The following is a 22811-nucleotide window of genomic DNA, read 5'->3' as shown; positions in this document are numbered from 1 at the left end:
AACATGATCCACGTTGAAAATGTCAGTAAAACCTTTGTGCTCCACCAGCAAAACGGTGTCCGCCTGCCGGTACTGCAAAATGCCTCATTAGAGGTCAGCAACGGCGAATGCGTGGTGCTGCATGGCCATTCCGGCAGCGGAAAATCCACCCTGCTGCGCTCCCTGTACGCCAATTATCTGCCGGACGAAGGCCATATCCATATCCGCCATAACAATGAATGGGTTGATCTGGTCCAGGCTCCCGCGCGCAAAGTGCTGGAAGTACGCCGCTCGACGATCGGCTGGGTCAGCCAGTTCCTGCGGGTGATCCCGCGGATCTCCGCCCTGGACGTGGTCATGCAGCCTCTGCTGGATCTCGGCGTGCCGCGCGAAACCTGCGCCGCTAAAGCCGCCAGCCTGCTGACGCGTCTCAACGTACCGGAGCGTCTGTGGCACCTCGCCCCGTCGACCTTTTCCGGCGGCGAGCAGCAGCGCGTCAACATCGCCCGTGGCTTTATCGTCGATTACCCGATTTTACTCCTGGATGAACCCACCGCCTCGCTCGACAGTAAAAACAGCGCAGCGGTGATAGAACTGATCGAACAGGCCAAAGCGCGCGGCGCGGCGATCGTCGGGATCTTCCACGACGACGCCGTACGCCATCGCGTGGCGGACAGACTGCACCCGATGGGGACAAACGTATGATTATCAATAATGTCAGGCTGGTGCTGGAAAATGAGGTCGTGAACGGCTCGGTTGAGGTGCGGGACGGTGTCATCCGCGCCTTTGCCGAAACCCAGAGCCGCTCACCGGACGCGATGGACGGCGAAGGCGGCTGGCTGCTACCGGGGCTGATTGAGCTGCATACCGATAATCTCGATAAATTCTTCACCCCGCGCCCGAAGGTGGACTGGCCTGCGCATTCAGCGATGAGCAGCCACGACGCGCTGATGGTCGCCAGCGGCATCACCACGGTGCTGGACGCGGTGGCGATCGGCGACGTGCGCGACGGCGGCGATCGCCTGGAGAACCTGGAGAAGATGATCAACGCCGTGGAGGAGACGCAAAAGCGCGGCCTCAACCGCGCCGAGCACCGCCTGCACCTGCGCTGCGAGCTGCCGCACCACACCACCCTGCCGCTGTTTGAGAAGCTGGTGGGCCGCGAGCCGGTCTCGCTGGTTTCCCTGATGGATCACTCGCCGGGACAGCGCCAGTTCGCCAACATTGAAAAGTATCGCGAATACTATCAGGGCAAATATTCTCTCAGCGACGCGGAGATGGCGCGCTACGAAGAAGAGCAGCTGGCGCTGGCGGCCCAGTGGTCGCAGCCGAATCGCCTCTCCATTGCCGCTATGTGCCGGGACCGTAATATTGCCCTGGCCAGCCATGATGACGCCACGCACGATCACGTGCGCGAATCCCACCAGCTTGGGAGCGTGATCGCCGAATTTCCCACCACGTTCGAGGCGGCAGAAGCATCGCGTAAGCATGGCATGAACGTCCTGATGGGCGCGCCGAACATCGTACGCGGCGGGTCGCACTCCGGCAACGTGGCGGCAAGCAAGCTCGCCTCGCTCGGCCTGCTGGATATCCTCTCCTCTGACTATTACCCCGCCAGCCTGCTGGACGCGGCGTTCCGGGTGGCGGACGACGAGGGCAACAGCTTCACGCTGCCACAGGCGATTCGCCTGGTGACAAAAAACCCGGCCAGCGCGCTCAACCTTCACGATCGCGGTGAGATTGCCGAAGGCAAACGGGCAGACCTGGTGCTGGCGCACCGCAAGGGCGAGCACGTTCATATCGACCACGTCTGGCGTCAGGGAAAAAGGGTGTTCTGATGGGAAGACTCATCTGGTTAATGGGCCCGTCCGGCTCCGGGAAGGACAGCCTGCTGTCGGCGTTACGGCAGCGGGAACATTCACAGCTGCTGGTGGCGCACCGCTACATTACCCGCGCGGCAAACGCCGGGAGTGAAAACCATATCGCCCTGAGCGAGCAGGAGTTTTTTACCCGCGCCGGGCAAAACCTGCTGGCGCTGAGCTGGCATGCCAACGGTTACTACTATGGCGTCGGCATCGAGATCGACCTCTGGCTGCACGCGGGCTTTGACGTGCTGGTCAACGGCTCGCGGGCGCATCTCCCGCAGGCTCGCGCCCGGTACGAAGCGGCGCTGCTCCCGGTCTGTTTGCAGGTTTCCCCGGACGTTCTGCGTAGCCGGCTGCAAAAGCGGGGGCGCGAAAACGCGCGCGAGATCGACCAGCGGCTGGAACGGGCGGCGCGTTACACCCCGTCGGGTTGCCATCTCCTCAATAACGACGGAAGTTTGCTACAGTCAGTCGAGACCTTTCTATCGCTTATTCGCCAGAAGGAGAAACAACATGCCTGACTGCCAGCTTCGCCCCGCCACCGCCGACGATGCGCCGATCGTTTACGCGCTGATCTGCGAACTTAAGCAGGCCGAGTTCGATCATCAGGCGTTTCACGCCGGGTATCTGGCCAACTTGCGGGATCACAATATGCGCTACCAGCTGGCCGAGCTGGACGGGCAGATCATCGGGATGATCGGCCTGCATATGCAGTTTCACCTGCACCACGCCCGCTGGATCGGCGAGATCCAGGAACTGGTGGTGATGCCGCAGGCGCGCGGATTAAAAGTGGGCAGCCAGCTGCTGGCCTGGGCAGAGGACGTCGCACGGCAGGCAGGCGCCGAGCTGACCGAGCTTTCCACCAGCGTGAAGCGCGTGGACGCGCACCGTTTTTATGTTCGTGAAGGGTATACGCAAAGCCATTTCCGCTTCACCAAACCGCTGTAGAGGGGCGTTATGAGTCTGACGATCACGCTGACAGGAACCGGAGGGGCGCAGCTGGTGCCGGTGTTTGGCTGCGACTGCGCGGCGTGCCGACGGGCGCGTTTACAGGAAAATTATCGCCGTCGCCCCTGTAGCGCGGCGGTGAAATTCAACGATGCGGTCACCTTGCTGGACGCGGGTATTCCACACCTGATGGACGACTGGCCTGCGGGCAGCTTCCAGCAGTTTTTGCTTACCCATTATCATATGGATCACGTTCAGGGGCTTTTCCCTCTGCGCTGGGGCGTAGGCGCCACCATTCCCGTCTACGGTCCGCCAGACGAGGCAGGCTGTGACGATCTGTTCAAACATCCGGGCATCCTGGATTTCAGCCACACGGTGGAGCCATTTGTGACGTTTGAACTTCAGGGCTTGCGGGTCACGCCGCTGCCGCTCAACCATTCAAAACTCACGTTTGGCTATCTGCTGGAGTCCGCCCACAGCCGCGTGGCGTGGCTTTCTGATACCGCCGGACTGCCGGATAAAACGGTGACGTTTCTGCTAAACAATCAGCCGCAGGCGATGATTATCGACTGTAGCCATGAACCGCGCCCGGAGACGCCGCGCAACCATTGTGATTTGAATACGGTGATTGCGCTGAACGAGGTGATTGGCTGTCCGCAGGTGATCCTGACGCATATCAGCCATCAGTTTGACGTGTGGATGATGGATAACCCGCTGCCGTCCGGCATTGAAGCGGGGTATGACGGGATGGTGATGGTGCTGGATTAGGTTTTCTCCCTCTCCCGTGGGAGAGGGTTGGGGTGAGGGCAACAGGCCGCACTTAGCCGCGATCGTAATCGTCTTCCAACCTGCGCTCGTCCTCTTCTAACCGACGCCTGTCGTCGTCCAACTGACGCTGACGCTCGTCTAAACGGCGGCGTCTGTCTTCGAGCTGCCGACGACGATCGTCGTACTGTCGGCTGTCGATTTGACGGCTGCGGTCGTAACGATCGTCGTCATCGTCATTACGGCTGCTGCTGGGGTTGTAGGCATCGTTGATCGCCTGCTGAATGTTGCCAATGGCGTCATCAATCACATCGGCATGCGCCAGTTGGCTGGTTAAAGTCAGCAGACCCAATAACAGAGCGGTAGAGTAACGTTTCATAAGGCCAGACTCGCAGGTGAACTGGCCTTAAAGTAATGACTGGCTGTTAACGGGAGTAGCGGAGGAATCTCAAATTACCATCACCTTCCGCAGTGCCTGCGCCAGCTGCTGGCGGGTAAACGGCTTACGCAGTAACGGAACGTCCGGCAGCTGTGGGTTATGCGCCGGGCGCAAATCCTGCCCGCTGATCAGCAGCACCGGCAACTGCGGATAGTGGCTGCGTACATGGCCGATCACCTCCGCACCGCTCAGGCCGCCCGGCAGCATCAGGTCGCTGATAAACATGCCGATATCCGGTGATGCGTCCAGCATGTTCAGCGCCTGCTCGCCGTTTTCGGCTTCGAGCGTCAGGTAGCCAAGCTGGTGCAGTTGCTCACACAGGGTATGCCGCACGCCCGCCTCATCTTCCAGGACCAGCACAAGCAGCTCACTTTCTGTCGGGGCCGTGGTCGCCAGCGCGGCATCATTGGAGAACGCGGGCAGCGTCGAGCGCGGCAGCTGGAGCCGCACGGTGGTTCCCTGCCCCGGCGCGCTTTCGATCTCAACGCGCCCCCCGGACTGACGCACAAAGCCGTACACCATCGACAGCCCTAATCCGCTGCCGCTGCCGGTCTGTTTGGTGGTGAAGAACGGTTCAAAGACCTGCGATTTCACCTCCTGCGACATCCCACAGCCGTGGTCAATCACCTCCAGCGCGACCATATCCTGCCTGCGCCCGTCGCTGCGGGTCACACGCTGGTTCCAGGTGCGGATTTTAATCACACCGTTTTGCCCCTCCATTGCATCACGGGCGTTCATCACCAGGTTGATAATGGCGTTTTCCAGCTGGCTGACGTCAATCCATGCGGGCCAGGCCGGGGTTTGCGCTTCAATATCCAGCGTCAGCGTGGCGGGAAGGGAGTGCCGCATCAGCTCGCTCAGGTTCTCCAGCAGCGGCTTCATCTCTACCGCATGGGGTTGCAGGGATTGCTTGCGCGAGAAGGCCAGCAGACGCTGGGTGAGCATGGCCCCGCGTTCCGCGGCTTTGAGCGCACGAGTGATGCGCGGCGCGTCCGGTGACGCTGAATCGGTCAGCTCCAGACTGCCGATAATCACCGCCAGCAGGTTATTAAAATCATGCGCCAGACCGCCCGTCAGTTGCCCGACCGCCTTCATTTTCTGGCTGTGCAGCAGCGCCTCCTCCAGCCCCTGACGTTCGATGCGGTCGACCTCCATCTGCGAGGTCTTCTCCTTAAGCAGCCGCGTGGTGTGCTCCAGCGAAGCGGTATTGCGTGCAAAAACGTTAAACGCGCGCGCCAGTTCCCCCAGCTCATCACGCCGCTGTAGTGCGGGCACCGACACATTCTGCTCTCCGTGAGCGAGACGCGACATTGCCCTTGAGATAGCCGTCAGGTTGGAGCCCAGATTGCGATAAATATACCAGCAGGCGCAGCCGGTGATGATCAGCGCCAGCACCGCGAAAACGCTGATAAACACGCTGATGGAGCGCAGCTCCTGGTGACTTTGGGCGGTACGCAGCCGGGAGGCCTGCGCCACCTGTTCAACGTACTGATTGATGTCGCGGTTTAATATCGCTACCAGCGCCTTGATGTGGAACATGTACCAGCTGATGGACAGATCGCTCTCTTCCAGCTGCTTCGACAGTGGCGCGAGCTTGCGCAGCTCATCATTAAAATCCGGGAGCACCAGGTTGACCACCGGTTGCAGGGCGCTCGCGGGTAACATCGCGGTTACTGCATCCAGCTGCTGCACCGTGGCGCGCGGTGAAGGGGTATCAATGGCGGCAACGATCAGCCTGTCCATCTCTGCAAGCTGCCGGGCGTCTGGCACATTGCTCGCGTAACGACGGTTGATATCCTGCAAATGACGCAGGTAGCTTTGGCTTTGATACAGCGCGCTGAGCAGCGCGTTACGCTCCAGATGCCGTTTTTGCCCGCGCTCCAGCATTCCCGTCACGCTCTGCTGTAACTCATTGCTCCTGCGAATAATACGCGTCACCAGCGCCGGCTCCTGCTGCGCCAGCGGCGCATCGGCAAGCTGCTCCAGCGAGTGGCGCAGCGCCATTTGCGTCTGTTTAAGCCGCTCAGCTTCGCCTTTGTACTCCAGCGCACCGACCACCTGCGACAGCCGCACCGCCGCCGTTGCCACATTGGCCATGTCGCGCGCGAGGTTCATGCTGCCGGTCATGTCATCCAGCGTTTGCTGCTGCACCTGCTCCTGGATCTGGCTGGCATGACGAAAGCCGAGCACCGCCACGCCGCTGACCATCAGCGTTACCGCCACCACCAGCAGGTTAAATATCAGCAGGCGACCGCGGGCGCTGGTGAAGAACGGGGGGCGTGATGGCATGGGTTTGGGCTCCTCTGCGGTTTGGTGCCCTCACCCTGGCCCTCTTCCCACAGGGAGAGGGAAAAGGAAAATGTGATGGCGATTAGCTATTCATAACTATGACAAATATGAACAGCTTCTGACATTTTGCATTTACGCGCCTGTGATGAAGTGCAGATATCGACATTCACAGGAGATCCGCCATGAGCAGAACCCCGGTTTTAGAGATGCGCCACATTGCCAAAACCTTTGGCAATTTCCACGCGCTCAAGGGCGTGGATTTGACGGTTTTCCCCGGTGAGATCCACGCGCTGATGGGGGAAAACGGCGCCGGAAAGAGCACGCTGATGAAGATCCTCGCAGGCGCCTATACCGCCAGCAGCGGCGACATCCTCATCGACGGTCAGCCGTTTCACATCAAAGGGCCGAAGGATGCGCTGGCCGCAGGCATTACCCTGATTTATCAGGAGATGCAGCTTGCTCCTAACCTGACCGTGGCGGAAAACATTTTTCTCGGTAGCGAGCTGTCGCGCGGCGGGCTGGTCCAGCGCAAAGAGATGGCTGCCCAGGCCCAGGCGGTCATTGACCGTCTGGGCGCGCAGTTCAGCGCCACCGACCTGGTCATGAAACTGACCATCGCCGAGCAACAGCAGGTGGAGATCGCCCGCGCGCTGCACCGCAACAGCCGCATTCTGGTGATGGACGAACCTACCGCCGCCCTCTCCTCACGCGAAACCCACCGTCTGTTCGAACTGATTTTGCGCCTGCGCGATGAAGGGATGGCGATTATCTACATCAGCCACCGCATGGCGGAAGTGTATGAGCTTTCCGATCGCGTCAGCGTGCTACGCGACGGGCAATACGTCGGCAGCCTGACGCGCGACAAGCTCAACGCCTCCGAGCTGGTGCGCATGATGGTGGGTCGTCCGTTAAGCGACCTGTTTAACAAAGAGCGCGATATTCCGCTCGGCAGCCCGCGTCTGAACGTGCATCACCTCACGGATGGCAAAAAAGTGCAGCCGTGCAGTTTGCAGGTGCGCTCCGGTGAAATCGTCGGGCTGGCAGGGCTGGTCGGCGCCGGGCGTTCTGAGCTGGCGCAGCTGATCTTCGGCGTGCGCAAAGCCACCGGCGGCATGATTGAAGTGGACGGCGAACCGGTGGTGATCCACTCCCCGCGCGCGGCCATTGAGAACGGCATCGGTTTTCTCACCGAGAACCGCAAGGAGCAGGGGCTATTTCTGGAGCTGGCGGCGCAGGAGAACATCACCATGGCGACGCTGGAGCGCGACGCCACCTTCGGCTGGCTGAACCGCAAAAAAGCGCAGTCGATTTCCGATGACGCCATCGCCCTGCTCAATATCCGCGTGCCGCATTCTCAGGTGCGCGCAGGCGGGCTCTCCGGCGGCAACCAGCAAAAACTGCTGATCTCCCGCTGGGTGGCGATAGGCCCGCGCATTCTGATTCTGGACGAACCCACGCGCGGCGTGGACGTCGGGGCAAAAAGCGAGATCTACCGCATCATGAACCAGATGGCGCGCAAAGGGGTGGCGATCCTGATGATCTCCAGCGAGCTGCCGGAAGTAGTAGGAATGAGCGACCGGGTGTACGTGATGCGGGAAGGCAGCATTGCGGGTGAACTGCACGGGCGCGACATCTCTCAGGAAAACATCATGACGCTGGCAACCGGCGTGAACGACACACATCATCAGGCGGTGTAATTATGACAACTCCAACCCATCCGCAGCAGGTGGCGAAATCCGCCTCTGCCAAAAAAATGCTGATGAGCGATCTGATGCAAACGATCGGCATTTTGCCGATTTTAATCCTGATTGTGGCTGTATTTGGCTTTATCGCTCCGAACTTTTTCACAGAAAGTAACCTGCTCAATATTACCCGGCAGGCGTCGATCAACATTGTTCTGGCGGCCGGGATGACCTTCATCATCCTGACCGGCGGGATTGACCTCTCCGTGGGCTCGATTCTGGGCACCACGGCGGTGGCGGCGATGGTGGTCTCGCTTATCCCTGAATTTGCGATGCTCTCCATTCCGGCGGCGCTAATGCTCGGTATGGTACTGGGGCTGTTCAACGGCGCGCTGGTGGCCTTCGCCGGACTTCCGCCATTTATCGTCACGCTCGGCACCTACACGGCGCTGCGCGGCGCGGCCTACCTGCTGGCGGACGGCACGACGGTCATTAACTCCAACATCAACTTCGAGTGGATCGGCAATAACTACCTCGGCCCGATCCCCTGGCTGGTTGTGATCGCCCTGGCGGTGATTGTGGTGTGCTGGTTTATTCTGCGTCGCACAACCCTCGGCGTTCACATCTATGCGGTCGGCGGCAATATGCAGGCGGCGCGCTTAACGGGCATTAAGGTCTGGCTGGTGCTGCTGTTTGTCTACGGCATGAGCGGCCTGCTCTCCGGTCTCGGCGGCGTCATGAGCGCTTCACGTCTCTACAGCGCCAATGGCAACCTCGGCACGGGGTATGAGCTGGATGCAATTGCGGCGGTGATCCTCGGCGGCACCAGCTTCGTCGGCGGGATCGGCACGATCACCGGCACGCTGGTCGGTGCCTTGATCATCGCCACCCTCAACAACGGCATGACGCTGATGGGCGTCTCCTACTTCTGGCAGCTGGTGATCAAAGGGGCGGTGATCATCATTGCGGTGCTGATCGACAAATACCGTACCCGACACCATCAAAGTGCATAACAACAATACCCTACGTGAGGAATACAGCATGAGATTGAAGCCCTTAGTGACCGCGCTCTGTGCTGGCGCGCTGCTGGCCGCAACCCCGTTTGCGCAGGCAAAAGATCTGAAATCCATCGGCGTGACGGTGGGCGACCTGGCTAACCCGTTCTTCGTGCAGATCACCAAAGGTGCCGAGCTGGAAGCGCGCAAGCTGGCGGGGGACAACGTCAAGGTGACGCTGGTCTCCAGCGGGTACGATCTGGGCCAGCAGGTGTCGCAGATTGATAACTTCATTGCGGCGAAAGTGGACATGATCATCCTCAACGCCGCGGATTCCAAAGGGATCGGCCCGGCGGTAAAACGCGCCAAAGAGGCGGGGATCGTGGTCGTGGCGGTTGACGTGGCGGCGGAAGGGGCCGATGCGACCATCACCTCCGATAACACCCAGGCGGGTGAGATGGCCTGTAAGTACATTACCGACCGCCTGAAAGGTAAAGGCAACGTGGTGATCATCAACGGGCCGCCGGTTTCTGCGGTACAAAACCGCGTGGAGGGCTGCCAGACCGAGTTCAGGCGCCACCCGGATATCAAAGTGCTCTCGGATAACCAGAACGCCAAAGGCAGCCGTGAAGGCGGGCTGGAGGTCATGACCTCCCTGCTGGCGGCTAATCCGAAGATAGACGGCGTATTCGCGATTAACGATCCTACCGCGATCGGCGCCGATCTGGCCGCGAAGCAGGCGCAGCGCAACGAGTTCTTTATCGTTGGTGTGGATGGCAGCCCGGACGGTGAAGAAGCCCTGAAGCGCGAAAACTCCCTGTTTGTGGCGACGCCAGCGCAGGATCCGCAGGTGATGGCGGCGAAGGCGGTGGAGATCGGCTATGACATTCTTCAGGGCAAACCTGCGCCGAAAGAGCCTGTGCTGATCCCGGTGACGATGATCGATAAAAAGAACGTCGGCACGTATAAAGGGTGGACGGTTAAATGATCCTTTTCCCTCTCCCACCGGGAGAGGGAACTGTTTTCAAGGAGTCCCCATGAAACGCTCCGACATCAATGAAATCCTCGGCCATACGCGGCAGTTCTTCTCCATGCACGACGTGCATCTCCCGCCTTTTGCCAGCTTTCCGCCGACAAAATGGCAGCAGCTTGACCAGGCCGCATGGCAGGAGGTGTTTGACCTCAGGCTCGGCTGGGACGTGACGGCATTTGGTGGCAACAACTTCGCTGCACAGGGCTTAACGCTGTTCACCCTGCGCAACGGCTCCCCCAACGGCGTGCCCTATGAAAAGTGCTATGCCGAAAAAATCATGCACGTCCGCGACGGCCAGGTGACGCCGATGCATTTTCACTGGCGCAAGCGGGAGGACATCATTAACCGCGGCGGCGGGAATCTGATTATTGAGTTATGGAATGCGGGCGCGCATGAAGAGACCGAAAACACCGACGTGACCGTTACCGTCGACGGCTGTCGGCAGACGCACACGCCCGGCAGCCAGCTGCGCCTCACACCAGGGGAGAGCATCTGCCTGACGCCCGGCCTGTACCACAGTTTCTGGGGTGAACGCGGCTTTGGCGACGTGCTGGTGGGCGAAGTGTCGTCGGTCAATGACGATGAACACGACAACCACTTTTTACAGCCCATCGATCGCTACAACACCATTGAAGAAGACGAACCGGCGGTGCTGGTGCTGTGCAACGAGTACAACCTGTTTCGGATATAAGGAGTGAATGATGCCATTGATTTCTCTTGCCGATGGTCTGGCCCACGCCAGGGAACACCGCTACGCCCTGGGCGCGTTCAACGTGCTCGACTCCCACTTCCTGCGCGCGCTGTTTGCCGCCGCGAAGCAGGAACGCTCGCCGTTTATCATCAACATCGCCGAAGTGCATTTTAAGTACGTGTCTCTGGAGTCGCTTGTCGAAGCAGTGAAGTTCGAAGCCGCCCGTCACGATATTCCCGTGGTGCTTAACCTCGACCACGGGCTGCATTTTGAGGCCGTCGTGCGCGCCCTGCGCTTAGGGTTCAGCTCGGTGATGTTCGACGGCTCGACGCTGAGCTATGAGGAAAATATCCGCCAGACGCGGGAAGTGGTGAAGATGTGCCATGCGGTGGGCGTCTCGGTAGAGGCGGAGCTGGGCGCGGTCGGGGGTGATGAAGGGGGTGCGCTTTACGGGCATGCGGATGAAGCCTTCTTCACCGATCCGCAGCTGGCGCGCGAGTTTGTCGATTTAACCGGTATCGACGCGCTGGCGGTCGCCATTGGCAACGCGCACGGCAAATACAAGGGCGAGCCGAAGCTTGATTTCCCGCGTCTGGACGCCATTCGACAGCAGACGGGCCTGCCGCTGGTTTTACACGGCGGCTCTGGCATAAGCGATACTGATTTCCGCCGCGCCATCGAGCTGGGCATTCATAAAATCAACTTTTATACCGGCATGTCGCAGGCCGCGCTCGCCGCCGTTGAGCAGCGCATGGCAAACCGCCAGCCGCTGTACGATGAGTTTGCCGAACTGCTGCTGGGCATTGAAGAGGCCATTACCGATACGGTTGCGGAACAGATGCGCATCTTCGGCAGCGCGGGGCAGGCATAATGGAACGCAAAGGGATTATCGCCGCAGGCAACATGCTGGTGGATCACGTCCACCAGATCGTACAGTGGCCGGAGCGCGGCTGGCTGGCGGAAATCACCCATAGTGAACGCTCAACCGGCGGTGCGCCGCTCAACGTTCTGCTGACGCTGGCGAAAATGCACGTCGGCCTGCCGTTACAGGCGGTGGGGCTGATTGGGGAAGACAGCGACGGAGACTATATTCTGGCGATGCTCGACCAGTATCACGTCAATCGCCAGCGCGTGCAGCGTACAACGTTCGCCCCAACGTCGATGTCGCAGGTGATGACCGACCCCAGCGGACAGCGCACTTTTTTCCACTCGCCGGGCGCCAACCGCCTGCTGGATCTTCCCGCCTTCGATCGTTTAGACGGATCGCTGAAGATCTTCCATCTCGGCTACCTGCTGCTGCTCGACAGCCTGGACATGCCGGACGAGGAATTTGGCACCCGCAGCGCGCGGTTACTGGCACAGATGCGCGATCAGGGGTATGAAACCTCGCTCGATTTGGTGTCCCGCAAGGGCGATCCGCGCTATCAGCCGCTGGTGCTCCCTGCCCTGCGCCATCTTGATTATCTGGTGATTAACGAGCTGGAAGCCGGTGAGTTTAGCGGGCTTGAGATCCGTGACGGCCATGATGCGCTGAACATGGCCCATATCGCCGACGCTGCCACACAACTGCTGGCGGCAGGCGTGCGGCAGCGGGTGGTGATCCACTGTCCGGAAGGGGCATGGGGTGAAGCGCCGGGTGAAAAAGGGCAATGGGTTCCGTCGTGGAAGCTGACGCAGGACGAGATTATCGGCAGCGTCGGCGCGGGCGACGCGTTTTGCGCGGGCTTTTTATACGGCTGCCATGAATCCCTGCCGCTGACGGAGAGTATTTATCTGGCGCACGCCTGCGCGCGGGCCAGCCTGCTGGCGGCTAATGCAATTGACGGCGCGAAAACGCTGGCCGAGCTTCAGGCGTTTATTCAGGAGAACGGTCAGGCGGCTTTCTCATGATGGGAAACGTCCGTGGCAAAAACATAGCCCAGACCGCGAATGGTTTTGATCAGCAGAGGCTGGTGCGGATTGACCTCAATTTTTCGCCGTAGCCGCATGATCAACACGTCGATAGTGCGGTCAAAGACCTCGGCGCTTTCGCTGTGGGTCAGCTTCAGCAGCTGTTCACGACTCAGTACCCGGCGGGCGTTTTGCGTTAATGCCAGCAGCAGGCCATATTCGCCTTGTGTTAACGGCACGGTATTACGCTGCGGATCGCTCAGCTCGCAGCGGGTGGTGTCCAGCGTCCAGCCGTTAAAGGCAATACCTTCAACGCGCGGCGCGGCAGGCTCCGCGTCCAGCGCGCCGGTACGACGCAGCACCGCCTTAACGCGGGCGACCACCACGCGCGGATTGAACGGTTTTCCGATGTAATCATCAGCGCCCATTTCCAGCCCGACGACCACATCTGATTCACTTCCCAGCCCCGTCAGCATTACCACCGGTAGCGATGGTCGCTGCTTTTGCAGTTGCAGTAAAACCTGTAATCCGTTGATATCCGGCAGTATCATGTCCAGCAGAACCAGCGCAATGCCGGAGTCCTGCTGGACACGGTTCACCGCGTCCTGCCCAGAGTGACACGTCAGTACGGTAAAGACGTGCTCGCTGAGCACATCCTGTAGCAGTTCGCAGACTGCGACATCATCGTCAACCACCAGAATCGCCGGTTTCATCGCATGCTTCCGTCAGGGAATTATGTTAAGTCTGAACCATTCTGCCGCCGGCTCCAGCCGAATTGTTTTTTACGTGACGGAAATTCAATCCATGTCACATCCCCTGCCCTTTCGACACGTCAATTTTGACGATTGGCTGTTTTTCGTCAGGGTTTTGCCCCGCAAAGGGTCGTAAAGTCAGGAAATACCCATAATAAAAACATGGCATAGAAGCTGCATATTGGGCAGGTAAGAACTGTTTAACTGGAGCAAAGTGATGAAAAAAGTCGTCACGGTTTGCCCTTATTGTGCCTCAGGTTGCAAGATCCACCTGGTGGTCGATAACGGCAAAATCGTCCGGGCGGAAGCGGCGCAGGGTAAAACCAATCAGGGCACGCTGTGCCTGAAAGGGTATTACGGCTGGGATTTTATTAACGATACCCAAATCCTCACCCCGCGCCTGAAAACCCCTATGATCCGCCGCGAGCGCGGCGGCAAGCTGGAAGCCGTCTCCTGGAATGAAGCGCTGGATTACGTCGCCACGCGCCTTAGCGCCATCAAGGCCAAGTATGGCCCGGATGCGATTCAGACCACCGGCTCCTCACGCGGAACCGGGAATGAAACCAACTATGTGATGCAAAAATTCGCGCGCGCCGTTATTGGTACCAATAACGTCGACTGCTGCGCTCGCGTCTGACACGGCCCATCGGTTGCAGGTCTGCACCAGTCGGTCGGTAACGGCGCAATGAGTAATGCCATCAATGAGATAGATAACACCGATCTGGTGTTCATCTTCGGCTATAACCCGGCGGATTCTCACCCTATCGTCGCGAATCACGTTATTCGCGCCAAACAGAACGGGGCGAAAATCATCGTCTGCGATCCGCGTAAAATTGAAACCGCGCGCATTGCGGATATGCATATCGCACTGAAAAACGGCTCGAACATCGCGCTGTTGAATGCGATGGGGCACGTCATTATTGAGGAGAATCTCTACGACCAGGCGTTTGTCGCGACCCGTACAGAAGGCTTTGAAGAGTATAAGAAAATAGTCGAGGGCTATACGCCTGAATCCGTCGAAGCGATAACCGGCGTCAGCGCGCAGGAGATTCGTCAAGCGGCCAGAATGTATGCCGGGGCAAAAACCGCCGCCATTCTCTGGGGCATGGGCGTGACCCAGTTCTACCAGGGCGTGGAAACCGTGCGCTCGCTCACCAGCCTCGCGATGCTGACCGGCAATCTGGGTAAAGCGCATGTGGGCGTGAACCCGGTGCGTGGTCAGAATAACGTGCAGGGTGCGTGTGATATGGGCGCGCTGCCGGACACCTATCCGGGCTATCAGTACGTCAAATTCCCGGAAAACCGCGAGAAGTTTGCGAAGGCCTGGGGCGTGGAGAGCCTGCCGGCACACACCGGGTATCGCATCAGCGAGCTGCCGCACCGCGCGGCGCACGGTGAAGTGCGTGCGGCCTACATCATGGGTGAAGATCCGCTCCAGACCGACGCCGAACTGTCCGCAGTGCGCAAAGGCTTTGAGGATCTGGAGCTGGTGATTGTTCAGGATATCTTTATGACCAAAACCGCGGCAGCGGCGGATGTGATTTTGCCGTCGACCTCCTGGGGCGAGCATGAAGGTGTCTATACGGCGGCAGACCGCGGCTTCCAGCGCTTCTTCAAGGCCGTCGAGCCGAAATGGGATCTGAAAACGGACTGGCAGATCATCAGCGAAATCGCCACCCGCATGGGCTACCCGATGCACTACAACAACACCCAGGAGATCTGGGACGAGTTGCGGCATCTGTGCCCGGACTTTTATGGGGCAACCTATGAAAAAATGGGTGAGCTGGGCTACATCCAGTGGCCGTGCCGGGATGAGTCAGAATCCGATCAGGGGACGTCATACCTCTTTAAAGAGAAGTTCGACACCCCGAACGGGCTGGCGCAGTTCTTCACCTGCGACTGGGTCGCGCCGATCGATAAGCTCACCGACGAGTATCCGATGGTGCTCTCCACCGTGCGTGAAGTGGGCCACTACTCCTGCCGTTCCATGACCGGCAACTGCGCCGCGCTGGCGGCGCTGGCGGATGAACCGGGTTACGCGCAGATCAACACCGCCGATGCCGAACGGCTCGGTATTGAAGATGAAGCGCTGGTGTGGGTGAATTCGCGTAAAGGCCGCATCATTACCCGCGCGCAGGTCAGCGACCGTCCGAACAAAGGGGCAGTCTATATGACCTACCAGTGGTGGATTGGCGCCTGCAACGAGCTGGTGACCGAGAACTTAAGCCCGATAACCAAAACGCCGGAGTATAAATACTGCGCCGTAAACGTGGAGTCCATTGCGGATCAACACGCTGCGGAACAGTATGTGATCGACGAATATAACAAGCTGAAAGCCCGACTGCGCGAAAGCGCAATGGGTTGAAGCCGTTAATTTATCGTTGAATAAAGGGAGTGATATATTCACTCCCTTTTTATTTCCGATTAATTCATAAGAAATAGAAATTATTATTCTGGAAAGCGGCTCGCAGAAATAATGTAATTTACGCAGAATAGAATTACATCTTTGCATTTTAATTCAGAGGGATAAGATGTGCGGCGGGTGCTTAAGACTTTCTGTCTTGAGCATTGTTGAGGGACAGAAAGTAGAAAGCCCCGGGAAATTTTCGTTTACCCGAGGCTACTCCCTCAACTCCAACAAGTTGAGAGTAGCCTCTTATTCTTTTTTTGACAAGGAGTAAAAGGCATGACGCCTTTAAAAACTGCGTTAGGCATCGTCTTTATTGTTTGCCTGACGATAGTGATCTTTACCTTTATTACTCGCGGCAGGCTCTGCGAGTTTTCAATAAAGAGTGAACATCAGGAGGTGGCGGCGAAATTAGCCTGTAACGCAGGCTAACCTCTTCGGGCGGAACGCGTGTTCCGCCCGGCTTGTGGGATGCTGAGGTCTTAACGCACCCGTTTTTTTCTTCTGTCGCCGCGATTATACTGCGCGGCGTGTACCCAGATGATAAGAATCCATGAAAATCCTTTTTCTGATGTTGTTATTTTTAACCGCGTTTGCCCATGCCGATGAGATAGGCAGCCAGTATAAAAAGCAGGCTGAAGCGGGCGATGCGCGCGCGCAGTATTATCTCGCCGATACCTGGTTCAGTTCCGGCGACAGCGCGCAGGCGGCGCTGTGGGCGGAAAAAGCGGCAAAAGGCGGTGATGTCGACGCCATGGCGCTGCTGTCGCAAATCCACTTTTCGCAGGGTGACTATGCGCAGGCTAAAGCCCTGGCCCAACAGGCAAACATTGCGGGCAGCAAACGCGGCGCGATCATGCTGGCGCGTGTGCTGGTGAACACGCAGGCGGGCAAAACCGACTACCCGCAGGCCATCGCACTGCTGCAATCGGCGACCGAAGACATCGATAGCGACTCGGCGGTAGACGCGCAACAGCTGCTGGGGCTGATCTATGCCAACGGCGTTGAAGTTCCTCAGGATGACGTGCAGGCCGCATCGTGGTTCAAGCGGAGTTCGGCTCTGTCCCGGACGGGCTATGCGGAGTACTGGGCAGGAATGCTGTTCAGGCAGGGTGAGAAAGGCTTTATCACACCGAATAAGCAGAAAGCGCTTTACTGGTTAAACCTGAGCTGTACCGAAGGGTTTGATACCGGGTGTGAAGAGTTTGATGCATTGAGCGGGGAGTAAATTGTTGCCCGGTGGCGCTGCGCTTACCGGGCCTACGGCTTATGCAGGCCGGGTAAGGCGAAGCCGCCACCCGGCTTTTTACATCACTGGTCAGCCGTTTTATCAAAACGACCCAGTACCTCGCGTTCATACGCCAGCGCTTTTTTACGGTCGAACTTGTGTTCCCACTTAGCGATTACCAGTACCGCCAGGGCATTACCCACCACGTTCAGCGCGGTACGCGCCATGTCGAGGATACGGTCCACACCGGCAATAAACGCCAGGCCTTCCAGCGGAATACCGACGCTGCCCAGCGTCGCCAGCAGCACCACGAAGGAGACGCCCGGCACGCCTGCGATCCCTTTTGAAGTCACCATCAGCGTCAGAACCAGTACGATTTCCTGCCACAGCGACAAGTCAATGCCGTACAGCTGCGCGATAAAGATCGCTGCAATACTCTGATACAGCGTTGAACCATCCAGATTGAAGGAGTAACCGGTCGGTACAACGAAGCTGGTAATGGACGCCGGCGCACCGTAGGCCTCCATCTTCTCAATGATACGCGGCAGTACGCTCTCGGAGCTTGCCGTGGAGTACGCCAGAATCAGCTCATCCTTCAGGATGCGGATCAGGATCCAGATGCTGAGCCCGCACAGGCGCGCCACAATGCCCAGCACCACCAGCGCGAAGAACAGAATCGCGAAGTGCACCAGAATCACCAGCTTCGCCAGCGGCCACAGGGAGGCAAAGCCGAAGTTCGCTACGGTCACCGCAATCAGCGCGAATACCCCGACTGGCGCATAACGCATCACCATGTGGGTGACTTTGAACATGGTTTCGGAGATAGAGCGGAACACGGTCACCAGCGGTTCACGGTGCGTCGCGGGCAGGGAAGAAAGCCCCAGGCCAAAGAGTACCGAGAAGAAGATGATCGGCAGCATCTCGCCCTTCGCCATGGACGCGATAATGTTGGTCGGTACCAGCGAGAGAATAGTCCCCATCAACCCATGCGAATGGCTCTGCACATCGGCGGTTGTGCTTTGGTATTTCGAAATATCCACCGTCGCCAGCTGCGACATATCGATCCCGGCACCAGGCTGGAACACGTTCGCCAGGGTGATGCCAAGAACGATGGCAACCGTGGTGATCACTTCGAAATAGAGAATGGTTTTAACGCCGATGCGGCCTAACTGTTTCGCATCACCAACACCCGCGATACCGACCACCAGCGTCGAGATCACAATCGGCACAACAATCATCTTGATCAGATGAATAAAGATATCGCCCGCAGGGGAGAGAAGGTTCGCAATCAGCCACTCGCGGCTGTCGCTATGATAATGGAGGTAACTGCCCAGCAAGATGCCCAGCACAAGGGCCAGCAGGATCTGCCAGGCCAGGCTGACTTTCAAATTTTTCATAGAAAATGACTTCCTCAATGAAATCTCCGCACCATCAAAACTGCATGAATATGGAGACATACTGAAAGGGTATGAATTGTGTTGCGTTGGTTTATGGGATTTTTTAACGCGCCGTATGAGTATCATTTGCACGGCATGCTGCGCAAGCCTTAAAGAACAAGGCATTTCACTGCAAAAAGTGTCATTGTCGGTAATTTATAGCAATTCGCATAAATAACCGTTTGTTATACAAAATATTTTCACTTCAAAAAAGTGAATAATTCTTCAGATGAATTATTTCCCTTCAAAGTTTCATTCGCTCAATTTTCATACTCTTCAGACATTGCGTGATCTGTCGCCCAAATACTAAACAAAGCTTGTAAAGCCCCTACTATTAACGTTTTTGCGACATATTATTAACATCTTACAAGGAGAAAAAAAGCCATGAGCCAAATACACAAACACGACATTCCCGCAAACATTGCGGACCGTTGCCTGATAAGTCCGGAGCAGTACCAGGAGAAATACCAGCAGTCCGTTTCCAGCCCTGACGCGTTCTGGGGTGAGCAGGGTCACATCCTCGACTGGATCAAACCTTATCAGAAGGTAAAGAACACCTCTTTCGCGCCGGGCAACGTCTCCATTAAATGGTATGAAGACGGCACGCTGAACCTGGCGGCGAACTGCCTGGACCGCCATCTTGCCGAACGCGGCAACGAAACGGCCATCATCTGGGAAGGCGACGATGCCTCTCAGAGTAAACACATCTCGTATAAAGAACTGCATCGCGACGTGTGCCGCTTTGCCAACGTGCTGCTGGCCCAGGGCATTAAAAAAGGCGATGTAGTGGCGATCTATATGCCAATGGTGCCGGAAGCGGCGGTGGCTATGCTGGCCTGCGCGCGCATCGGCGCGATCCACTCCGTTATCTTCGGCGGCTTCTCGCCGGAGGCGGTTGCCGGGCGTATTGTCGACTCGAATTCGAAGCTGGTGATCACCGCTGACGAGGGCGTGCGCGCCGGGCGCGGTATTCCGCTGAAGAAAAACGTTGATGAAGCGCTGAAAAACCCGAACGTGAAATCCATCAGTAACGTCATTGTCTTCAAACGCACGGGCGGCAAAATCGACTGGCACGAGGGGCGTGACCTGTGGTGGAGCGATCTGATTGAAAAAGCGAGCGACCAGCATCAGCCGGAAGAGATGAACGCGGAAGATCCGCTGTTTATTCTTTATACCTCCGGCTCCACCGGTAAGCCGAAAGGCGTGCTGCATACCACCGGCGGCTATCTGGTTTACGCGGCCACCACCTTTAAATACGTTTTCGACTACCATCCGGGCGACATCTACTGGTGTACCGCCGACGTGGGCTGGGTCACCGGCCACAGCTACCTGCTGTACGGCCCGCTGGCCTGCGGCGCAACGACGCTGATGTTTGAAGGCGTACCGAACTGGCCAACGCCGGCGCGTATGTGCCAGGTGGTTGATAAGCATCAGGTCAACATTCTCTACACCGCGCCAACGGCGATCCGCGCATTAATGGCGGAAGGCGATAAAGCCATCGAAGGCACGGACCGCTCTTCCCTGCGCATCCTCGGCTCCGTGGGCGAGCCGATCAACCCGGAAGCCTGGGAGTGGTACTGGAAGAAGATCGGCAACGAGAAGTGCCCGGTGATGGACACCTGGTGGCAGACCGAAACCGGCGGCTTTATGATCACCCCGATGCCGGGCGCCACGCAGCTGAAAGCCGGTTCGGCCACCCGTCCGTTCTTCGGGGTACAGCCTGCACTAGTGGATAACGAAGGCAATCCGCAGGAAGGCGCCACCGAGGGCAATCTGGTGATCGTCGATTCCTGGCCTGGCCAGGCGCGTACCCTGTTCGGCGACCACGAGCGGTTCGAGCAGACCTACTTCTCGACCTTCAAAAACATGTACTTCAGCGGCGACGGCGCGCGCCGGGATGAAGACGGTTATTACTGGATCACCGGACGCGTGGACGACGTGCTGAACGTCTCTGGCCACCGTCTGGGCACGGCGGAGATTGAGTCTGCGCTGGTGTCGCATCCGAAGATTGCCGAAGCGGCGGTTGTCGGCATTCCGCACAACATCAAGGGCCAGGCGATCTACGCCTACGTCACCCTGAACCACGGCGAAGAGCCGTCGCCAGAGCTGTATACCGAGGTGCGCAACTGGGTGCGTAAAGAGATCGGCCCGCTTGCCACGCCGGACGTGCTGCACTGGACCGACTCGCTGCCGAAAACCCGTTCCGGCAAGATTATGCGCCGTATCCTGCGCAAAATCGCGGCAGGCGACACCAGTAACCTCGGTGATACCTCAACGCTCGCGGATCCTGGCGTGGTGGACAAACTGCTCGAAGAGAAGCAGGCCATCGCAATGCCTTCATAATTTTTTTCTCCCTCTCCCCTCACCCTAACCCTAACCCTCTCCCCATAGGGGAGAGGGGATAAAACAAACCAACCTTACTTCTGGAGATTTCTGTGATGAATAACGATATTTGTCAGCAGATAGAGAATAGTGCGCACTACAGGGAGCTGGTCGAAAAACGGCAACGGTTTGCCTTCTTGCTTTCCATCATCATGCTAATTATCTACGTCGGCTTTATTTTGCTGATCGCCTTTGCGCCGCACTGGCTGGGCACCCCGCTGCATGAGGGTACCAGCGTCACGCGCGGTATTCCGATTGGGATTGGCGTTATCATCATTTCGTTTGTGCTCACGGGTGTGTACGTCTGGCGTGCGAACGGTGAATTCGATCGTCTTAACAGAGAAGTTCTGCGCGAGGTAAAAGCATCATGAAGAGAATTCTGACGGCGCTCGCCGCCACACTTCCCTTTGCTGCCCATGCAGCAGATGCCATTACCGGCGAGGTCCAGCGCCAGCCAACCAACTGGCAGGCGATTATCATGTTCCTGATTTTCGTGGTGCTGACGCTGTATATCACCTACTGGGCGTCGAAACGCGTGCGCTCCCGTAACGATTACTACACCGCGGGCGGCAACATCACCGGCTTCCAGAACGGTCTGGCGATTGCGGGAGACTTTATGTCTGCCGCCTCGTTCCTTGGGATCTCCGCGCTGGTGTATACCTCAGGGTATGACGGCCTGATCTACTCCCTCGGCTTCCTTGTCGGCTGGCCGATCATTCTGTTCCTGATTGCCGAGCGCCTGCGTAACCTGGGGCGCTATACCTTTGCTGACGTCGCCTCCTATCGCCTGAAGCAGGGGCCGATTCGTACCCTCTCCGCCTGCGGTTCGCTGGTGGTGGTGGCGCTGTACCTGATTGCGCAGATGGTGGGTGCGGGTAAGCTGATCGAGCTGCTGTTCGGCCTGAACTACCACATCGCGGTGGTGCTGGTGGGCGTGCTGATGGTGATGTATGTCCTGTTCGGCGGCATGCTGGCCACCACCTGGGTACAGATCATCAAAGCGGTACTGCTGCTGTTCGGCGCCAGCTTTATGGCCTTTATGGTGATGAAGCACGTTGGGTTCAGCTTCAATAATCTGTTTACCGAAGCCATGTCAGTGCATCCGAAAGGGGAAGCGATCATGAGCCCGGGTGGGCTGGTGAAAGATCCGATATCCGCGCTCTCGCTCGGTCTCGGCCTGATGTTCGGTACCGCAGGTCTGCCGCATATCCTGATGCGCTTCTTCACGGTGTCAGATGCGCGTGAAGCGCGTAAGAGCGTGTTCTACGCCACCGGGTTTATGGGTTACTTCTATATCCTGACCTTTATTATCGGCTTTGGCGCGATCATGCTTGTGGGGGCGAACCCGGCGTTTAAAGACGCGGCGGGCGCGCTTATCGGCGGTAACAACATGGCGGCGGTGCATCTGGCCGACGCGGTGGGCGGCAACCTGTTCCTTGGCTTTATCTCTGCCGTGGCCTTCGCCACCATCCTCGCGGTGGTTGCAGGGCTGACGCTGGCCGGCGCGTCGGCGGTCTCGCATGACCTCTACGCCAACGTTTTCCGTAAAGGCGCGAGCGAGCGCGATGAGCTAAAAGTCTCCAAAATCACCGTGCTGGTGCTGGGCGTCGTCGCCATCCTGCTGGGGATTTTGTTCGAGAAGCAGAACATCGCCTTTATGGTCGGGCTGGCCTTCTCGATTGCGGCAAGCTGTAACTTCCCGATCATTCTGCTCTCAATGTACTGGTCAAAACTGACCACCCGTGGGGCGATGATTGGCGGCTGGCTGGGGCTGCTGACGGCGGTGATCCTGATGATTCTGGGCCCAACGATTTGGGTGCAGATCCTCGGTCACGAAAGCGCTATCTTCCCGTATGAATACCCGGCGCTGTTCTCCATTGCCGTGGCGTTTGTCGGTATCTGGGTCTTCTCGGCTACCGACAATTCGCCGGAAGGTAACCTGGAGCGCGAGAAATTCCGCGCCCAGTTTATTCGTTCACAAACCGGTCTTGGCGTTGAGCAGGGCCGCGCGCACTAAACCTTTCTCCCCG

21 protein-coding genes are annotated in these 22811 nt (G+C 58.2%); 17 read left to right on the top strand and 4 right to left on the bottom strand.

Annotated features, from left to right (window positions below):
* The first annotated feature begins 3 nt into the window (after nt 1-3).
* From phnL to phnP, 5 genes are read left to right on the top strand one after another with little or no spacing between them, the layout of a single operon-like run.
* Entirely contained in the window at nt 4-684 is a 681-nt protein-coding gene (phnL, locus tag SK47_RS21740; RefSeq protein ID WP_003860227.1) for a phosphonate C-P lyase system protein PhnL, read from the top strand.
* Complete coding sequence (phnM, locus tag SK47_RS21735; protein ID WP_003860229.1) at nt 681-1817, top strand: alpha-D-ribose 1-methylphosphonate 5-triphosphate diphosphatase; 1137 nt, start codon at nt 681-683, stop codon at nt 1815-1817. Before phnL ends, phnM begins: the two co-directional genes overlap by 4 nt.
* Nucleotides 1814-2365 (top strand): ribose 1,5-bisphosphokinase, encoded by a 552-nt coding sequence (gene phnN / locus SK47_RS21730; RefSeq protein ID WP_086531977.1) that lies wholly within the window; start codon nt 1814-1816, stop codon nt 2363-2365. The genes phnM and phnN overlap by 4 nt, the downstream gene beginning before the upstream one ends.
* Nucleotides 2358-2792, top strand: a complete 435-nt coding sequence (gene phnO / locus SK47_RS21725) for an aminoalkylphosphonate N-acetyltransferase (RefSeq protein ID WP_045331392.1) — start codon at nt 2358-2360, stop codon at nt 2790-2792. Before phnN ends, phnO begins: the two co-directional genes overlap by 8 nt.
* 9 nt (nt 2793-2801) lie before the next feature.
* Nucleotides 2802-3560: a phosphonate metabolism protein PhnP gene (phnP, locus tag SK47_RS21720; RefSeq protein ID WP_045350753.1), complete on the top strand. Its 759-nt coding sequence runs from the start codon at nt 2802-2804 to the stop codon at nt 3558-3560.
* A 52-nt stretch (nt 3561-3612) separates the two neighbouring features.
* On the opposite strand, the gene yjdP is transcribed toward phnP, so the two are convergent.
* Nucleotides 3613-3936 (bottom strand): DDRRRQL repeat protein YjdP, encoded by a 324-nt coding sequence (gene yjdP / locus SK47_RS21715; RefSeq protein WP_003860236.1) that lies wholly within the window; start codon nt 3934-3936, stop codon nt 3613-3615.
* Nucleotides 3937-4005: 69 nt separating this feature from the next.
* Nucleotides 4006-6285 carry a hybrid sensor histidine kinase/response regulator gene (locus SK47_RS21710; RefSeq protein ID WP_048245140.1) on the bottom strand — a complete coding sequence of 760 codons (2280 nt, stop codon included), beginning with the start codon at nt 6283-6285 and terminating at the stop codon, nt 4006-4008.
* Between the two features lie 182 nt (nt 6286-6467).
* Between SK47_RS21710 and SK47_RS21705 the strand changes: the two genes are divergently transcribed.
* The 6 genes from SK47_RS21705 to SK47_RS21680 are packed head-to-tail and all read left to right on the top strand — an operon-like array spanning nt 6468 to nt 12576.
* Nucleotides 6468-7982 (top strand): sugar ABC transporter ATP-binding protein, encoded by a 1515-nt coding sequence (locus SK47_RS21705; protein WP_003860238.1) that lies wholly within the window; start codon nt 6468-6470, stop codon nt 7980-7982.
* Nucleotides 7983-7984: 2 nt separating this feature from the next.
* A complete protein-coding gene (locus SK47_RS21700; RefSeq protein ID WP_003860239.1) occupies nt 7985-8980 on the top strand; it encodes an ABC transporter permease subunit in 996 nt (331 codons plus the stop codon).
* A 28-nt stretch (nt 8981-9008) separates the two neighbouring features.
* Nucleotides 9009-9950: an ABC transporter substrate-binding protein gene (locus SK47_RS21695; protein WP_003860240.1), complete on the top strand. Its 942-nt coding sequence runs from the start codon at nt 9009-9011 to the stop codon at nt 9948-9950.
* A 49-nt stretch (nt 9951-9999) separates the two neighbouring features.
* Nucleotides 10000-10686 carry a D-lyxose/D-mannose isomerase gene (locus SK47_RS21690; RefSeq protein ID WP_023315234.1) on the top strand — a complete coding sequence of 229 codons (687 nt, stop codon included), beginning with the start codon at nt 10000-10002 and terminating at the stop codon, nt 10684-10686.
* A gap of 10 nt (nt 10687-10696) precedes the next feature.
* Complete coding sequence (locus SK47_RS21685; RefSeq protein ID WP_003860242.1) at nt 10697-11557, top strand: ketose 1,6-bisphosphate aldolase; 861 nt, start codon at nt 10697-10699, stop codon at nt 11555-11557.
* Nucleotides 11557-12576: a carbohydrate kinase family protein gene (locus SK47_RS21680; RefSeq protein ID WP_003860244.1), complete on the top strand. Its 1020-nt coding sequence runs from the start codon at nt 11557-11559 to the stop codon at nt 12574-12576. Before SK47_RS21685 ends, SK47_RS21680 begins: the two co-directional genes overlap by 1 nt.
* Here SK47_RS21680 and SK47_RS21675 read toward each other — a convergent pair.
* The gene (locus tag SK47_RS21675; RefSeq protein ID WP_048209962.1) at nt 12558-13289 is read right to left on the bottom strand and encodes a response regulator; all 732 of its coding nucleotides are present in this window, start codon (nt 13287-13289) and stop codon (nt 12558-12560) included. The two genes, SK47_RS21680 and SK47_RS21675, sit on opposite strands and share 19 nt — an antisense overlap.
* 256 nt (nt 13290-13545) lie before the next feature.
* Here SK47_RS21675 and fdhF point away from each other — a divergent pair, with 256 nt between their 5' ends.
* From fdhF to SK47_RS21655, 3 genes are all read left to right on the top strand, one after another.
* Nucleotides 13546-15693 carry a formate dehydrogenase subunit alpha gene (gene fdhF / locus SK47_RS21665; RefSeq protein WP_080472743.1) on the top strand — a complete coding sequence of 716 codons (2148 nt, stop codon included), beginning with the start codon at nt 13546-13548 and terminating at the stop codon, nt 15691-15693.
* Between the two features lie 321 nt (nt 15694-16014).
* Complete coding sequence (locus SK47_RS21660) at nt 16015-16167, top strand: Hok/Gef family protein (RefSeq protein ID WP_003860252.1); 153 nt, start codon at nt 16015-16017, stop codon at nt 16165-16167.
* Nucleotides 16168-16288: 121 nt separating this feature from the next.
* Complete coding sequence (locus SK47_RS21655) at nt 16289-16963, top strand: tetratricopeptide repeat protein (RefSeq protein WP_003860254.1); 675 nt, start codon at nt 16289-16291, stop codon at nt 16961-16963.
* An 83-nt stretch (nt 16964-17046) separates the two neighbouring features.
* Here SK47_RS21655 and gltP read toward each other — a convergent pair whose 3' ends face one another.
* The gene (gene gltP, locus SK47_RS21650; protein WP_003860256.1) at nt 17047-18360 is read right to left on the bottom strand and encodes a glutamate/aspartate:proton symporter GltP; all 1314 of its coding nucleotides are present in this window, start codon (nt 18358-18360) and stop codon (nt 17047-17049) included.
* A 423-nt stretch (nt 18361-18783) separates the two neighbouring features.
* Here gltP and acs point away from each other — a divergent pair, with 423 nt between their 5' ends.
* The 3 genes from acs (at nt 18784) to actP (ending at nt 22798) form a co-directional block, all read left to right on the top strand.
* Nucleotides 18784-20742, top strand: coding sequence for an acetate--CoA ligase (acs, locus tag SK47_RS21645; protein ID WP_022650235.1), 1959 nt, complete (start codon nt 18784-18786; stop codon nt 20740-20742).
* A gap of 95 nt (nt 20743-20837) precedes the next feature.
* Complete coding sequence (locus SK47_RS21640) at nt 20838-21152, top strand: DUF485 domain-containing protein (RefSeq protein WP_032608251.1); 315 nt, start codon at nt 20838-20840, stop codon at nt 21150-21152.
* On the top strand, nt 21149-22798 hold the full coding sequence (gene actP, locus SK47_RS21635) for a cation/acetate symporter ActP (protein ID WP_023324016.1): 1650 nt from the start codon (nt 21149-21151) through the stop codon (nt 22796-22798). Before SK47_RS21640 ends, actP begins: the two co-directional genes overlap by 4 nt.
* Nucleotides 22799-22811 lie beyond the last annotated feature (13 nt).

Source organism: Enterobacter sp. BWH52 (assembly GCF_001037565.1).
Lineage (GTDB): Bacteria > Pseudomonadota > Gammaproteobacteria > Enterobacterales > Enterobacteriaceae > Enterobacter > Enterobacter hormaechei_C.
This window is presented reverse-complemented; position numbering and strand designations above follow the sequence as displayed.

Excerpts from the sequence above, each read along its gene's own strand:
- phnP (WP_045350753.1), top strand. The coding sequence starts at position 2,802 with ATGAGTCTGACGATCACGCTGACAGGAACCGGAGGGGCGCAGCTGGTG.
- gltP (WP_003860256.1), bottom strand. The coding sequence starts at position 18,360 with ATGAAAAATTTGAAAGTCAGCCTGGCCTGGCAGATCCTGCTGGCCCTT.
- SK47_RS21690 (WP_023315234.1), top strand. The coding sequence starts at position 10,000 with ATGAAACGCTCCGACATCAATGAAATCCTCGGCCATACGCGGCAGTTC.
- SK47_RS21675 (WP_048209962.1), bottom strand. The coding sequence starts at position 13,289 with ATGAAACCGGCGATTCTGGTGGTTGACGATGATGTCGCAGTCTGCGAA.
- SK47_RS21680 (WP_003860244.1), top strand. The coding sequence starts at position 11,557 with ATGGAACGCAAAGGGATTATCGCCGCAGGCAACATGCTGGTGGATCAC.
- SK47_RS21700 (WP_003860239.1), top strand. The coding sequence starts at position 7,985 with ATGACAACTCCAACCCATCCGCAGCAGGTGGCGAAATCCGCCTCTGCC.
- actP (WP_023324016.1), top strand. The coding sequence starts at position 21,149 with ATGAAGAGAATTCTGACGGCGCTCGCCGCCACACTTCCCTTTGCTGCC.
- phnM (WP_003860229.1), top strand. The coding sequence starts at position 681 with ATGATTATCAATAATGTCAGGCTGGTGCTGGAAAATGAGGTCGTGAAC.
- SK47_RS21710 (WP_048245140.1), bottom strand. The coding sequence starts at position 6,285 with ATGCCATCACGCCCCCCGTTCTTCACCAGCGCCCGCGGTCGCCTGCTG.
- SK47_RS21655 (WP_003860254.1), top strand. The coding sequence starts at position 16,289 with ATGAAAATCCTTTTTCTGATGTTGTTATTTTTAACCGCGTTTGCCCAT.
- acs (WP_022650235.1), top strand. The coding sequence starts at position 18,784 with ATGAGCCAAATACACAAACACGACATTCCCGCAAACATTGCGGACCGT.
- SK47_RS21705 (WP_003860238.1), top strand. The coding sequence starts at position 6,468 with ATGAGCAGAACCCCGGTTTTAGAGATGCGCCACATTGCCAAAACCTTT.
- SK47_RS21660 (WP_003860252.1), top strand. The coding sequence starts at position 16,015 with ATGACGCCTTTAAAAACTGCGTTAGGCATCGTCTTTATTGTTTGCCTG.
- SK47_RS21695 (WP_003860240.1), top strand. The coding sequence starts at position 9,009 with ATGAGATTGAAGCCCTTAGTGACCGCGCTCTGTGCTGGCGCGCTGCTG.
- SK47_RS21685 (WP_003860242.1), top strand. The coding sequence starts at position 10,697 with ATGCCATTGATTTCTCTTGCCGATGGTCTGGCCCACGCCAGGGAACAC.
- yjdP (WP_003860236.1), bottom strand. The coding sequence starts at position 3,936 with ATGAAACGTTACTCTACCGCTCTGTTATTGGGTCTGCTGACTTTAACC.
- phnO (WP_045331392.1), top strand. The coding sequence starts at position 2,358 with ATGCCTGACTGCCAGCTTCGCCCCGCCACCGCCGACGATGCGCCGATC.
- phnL (WP_003860227.1), top strand. The coding sequence starts at position 4 with ATGATCCACGTTGAAAATGTCAGTAAAACCTTTGTGCTCCACCAGCAA.
- SK47_RS21640 (WP_032608251.1), top strand. The coding sequence starts at position 20,838 with ATGAATAACGATATTTGTCAGCAGATAGAGAATAGTGCGCACTACAGG.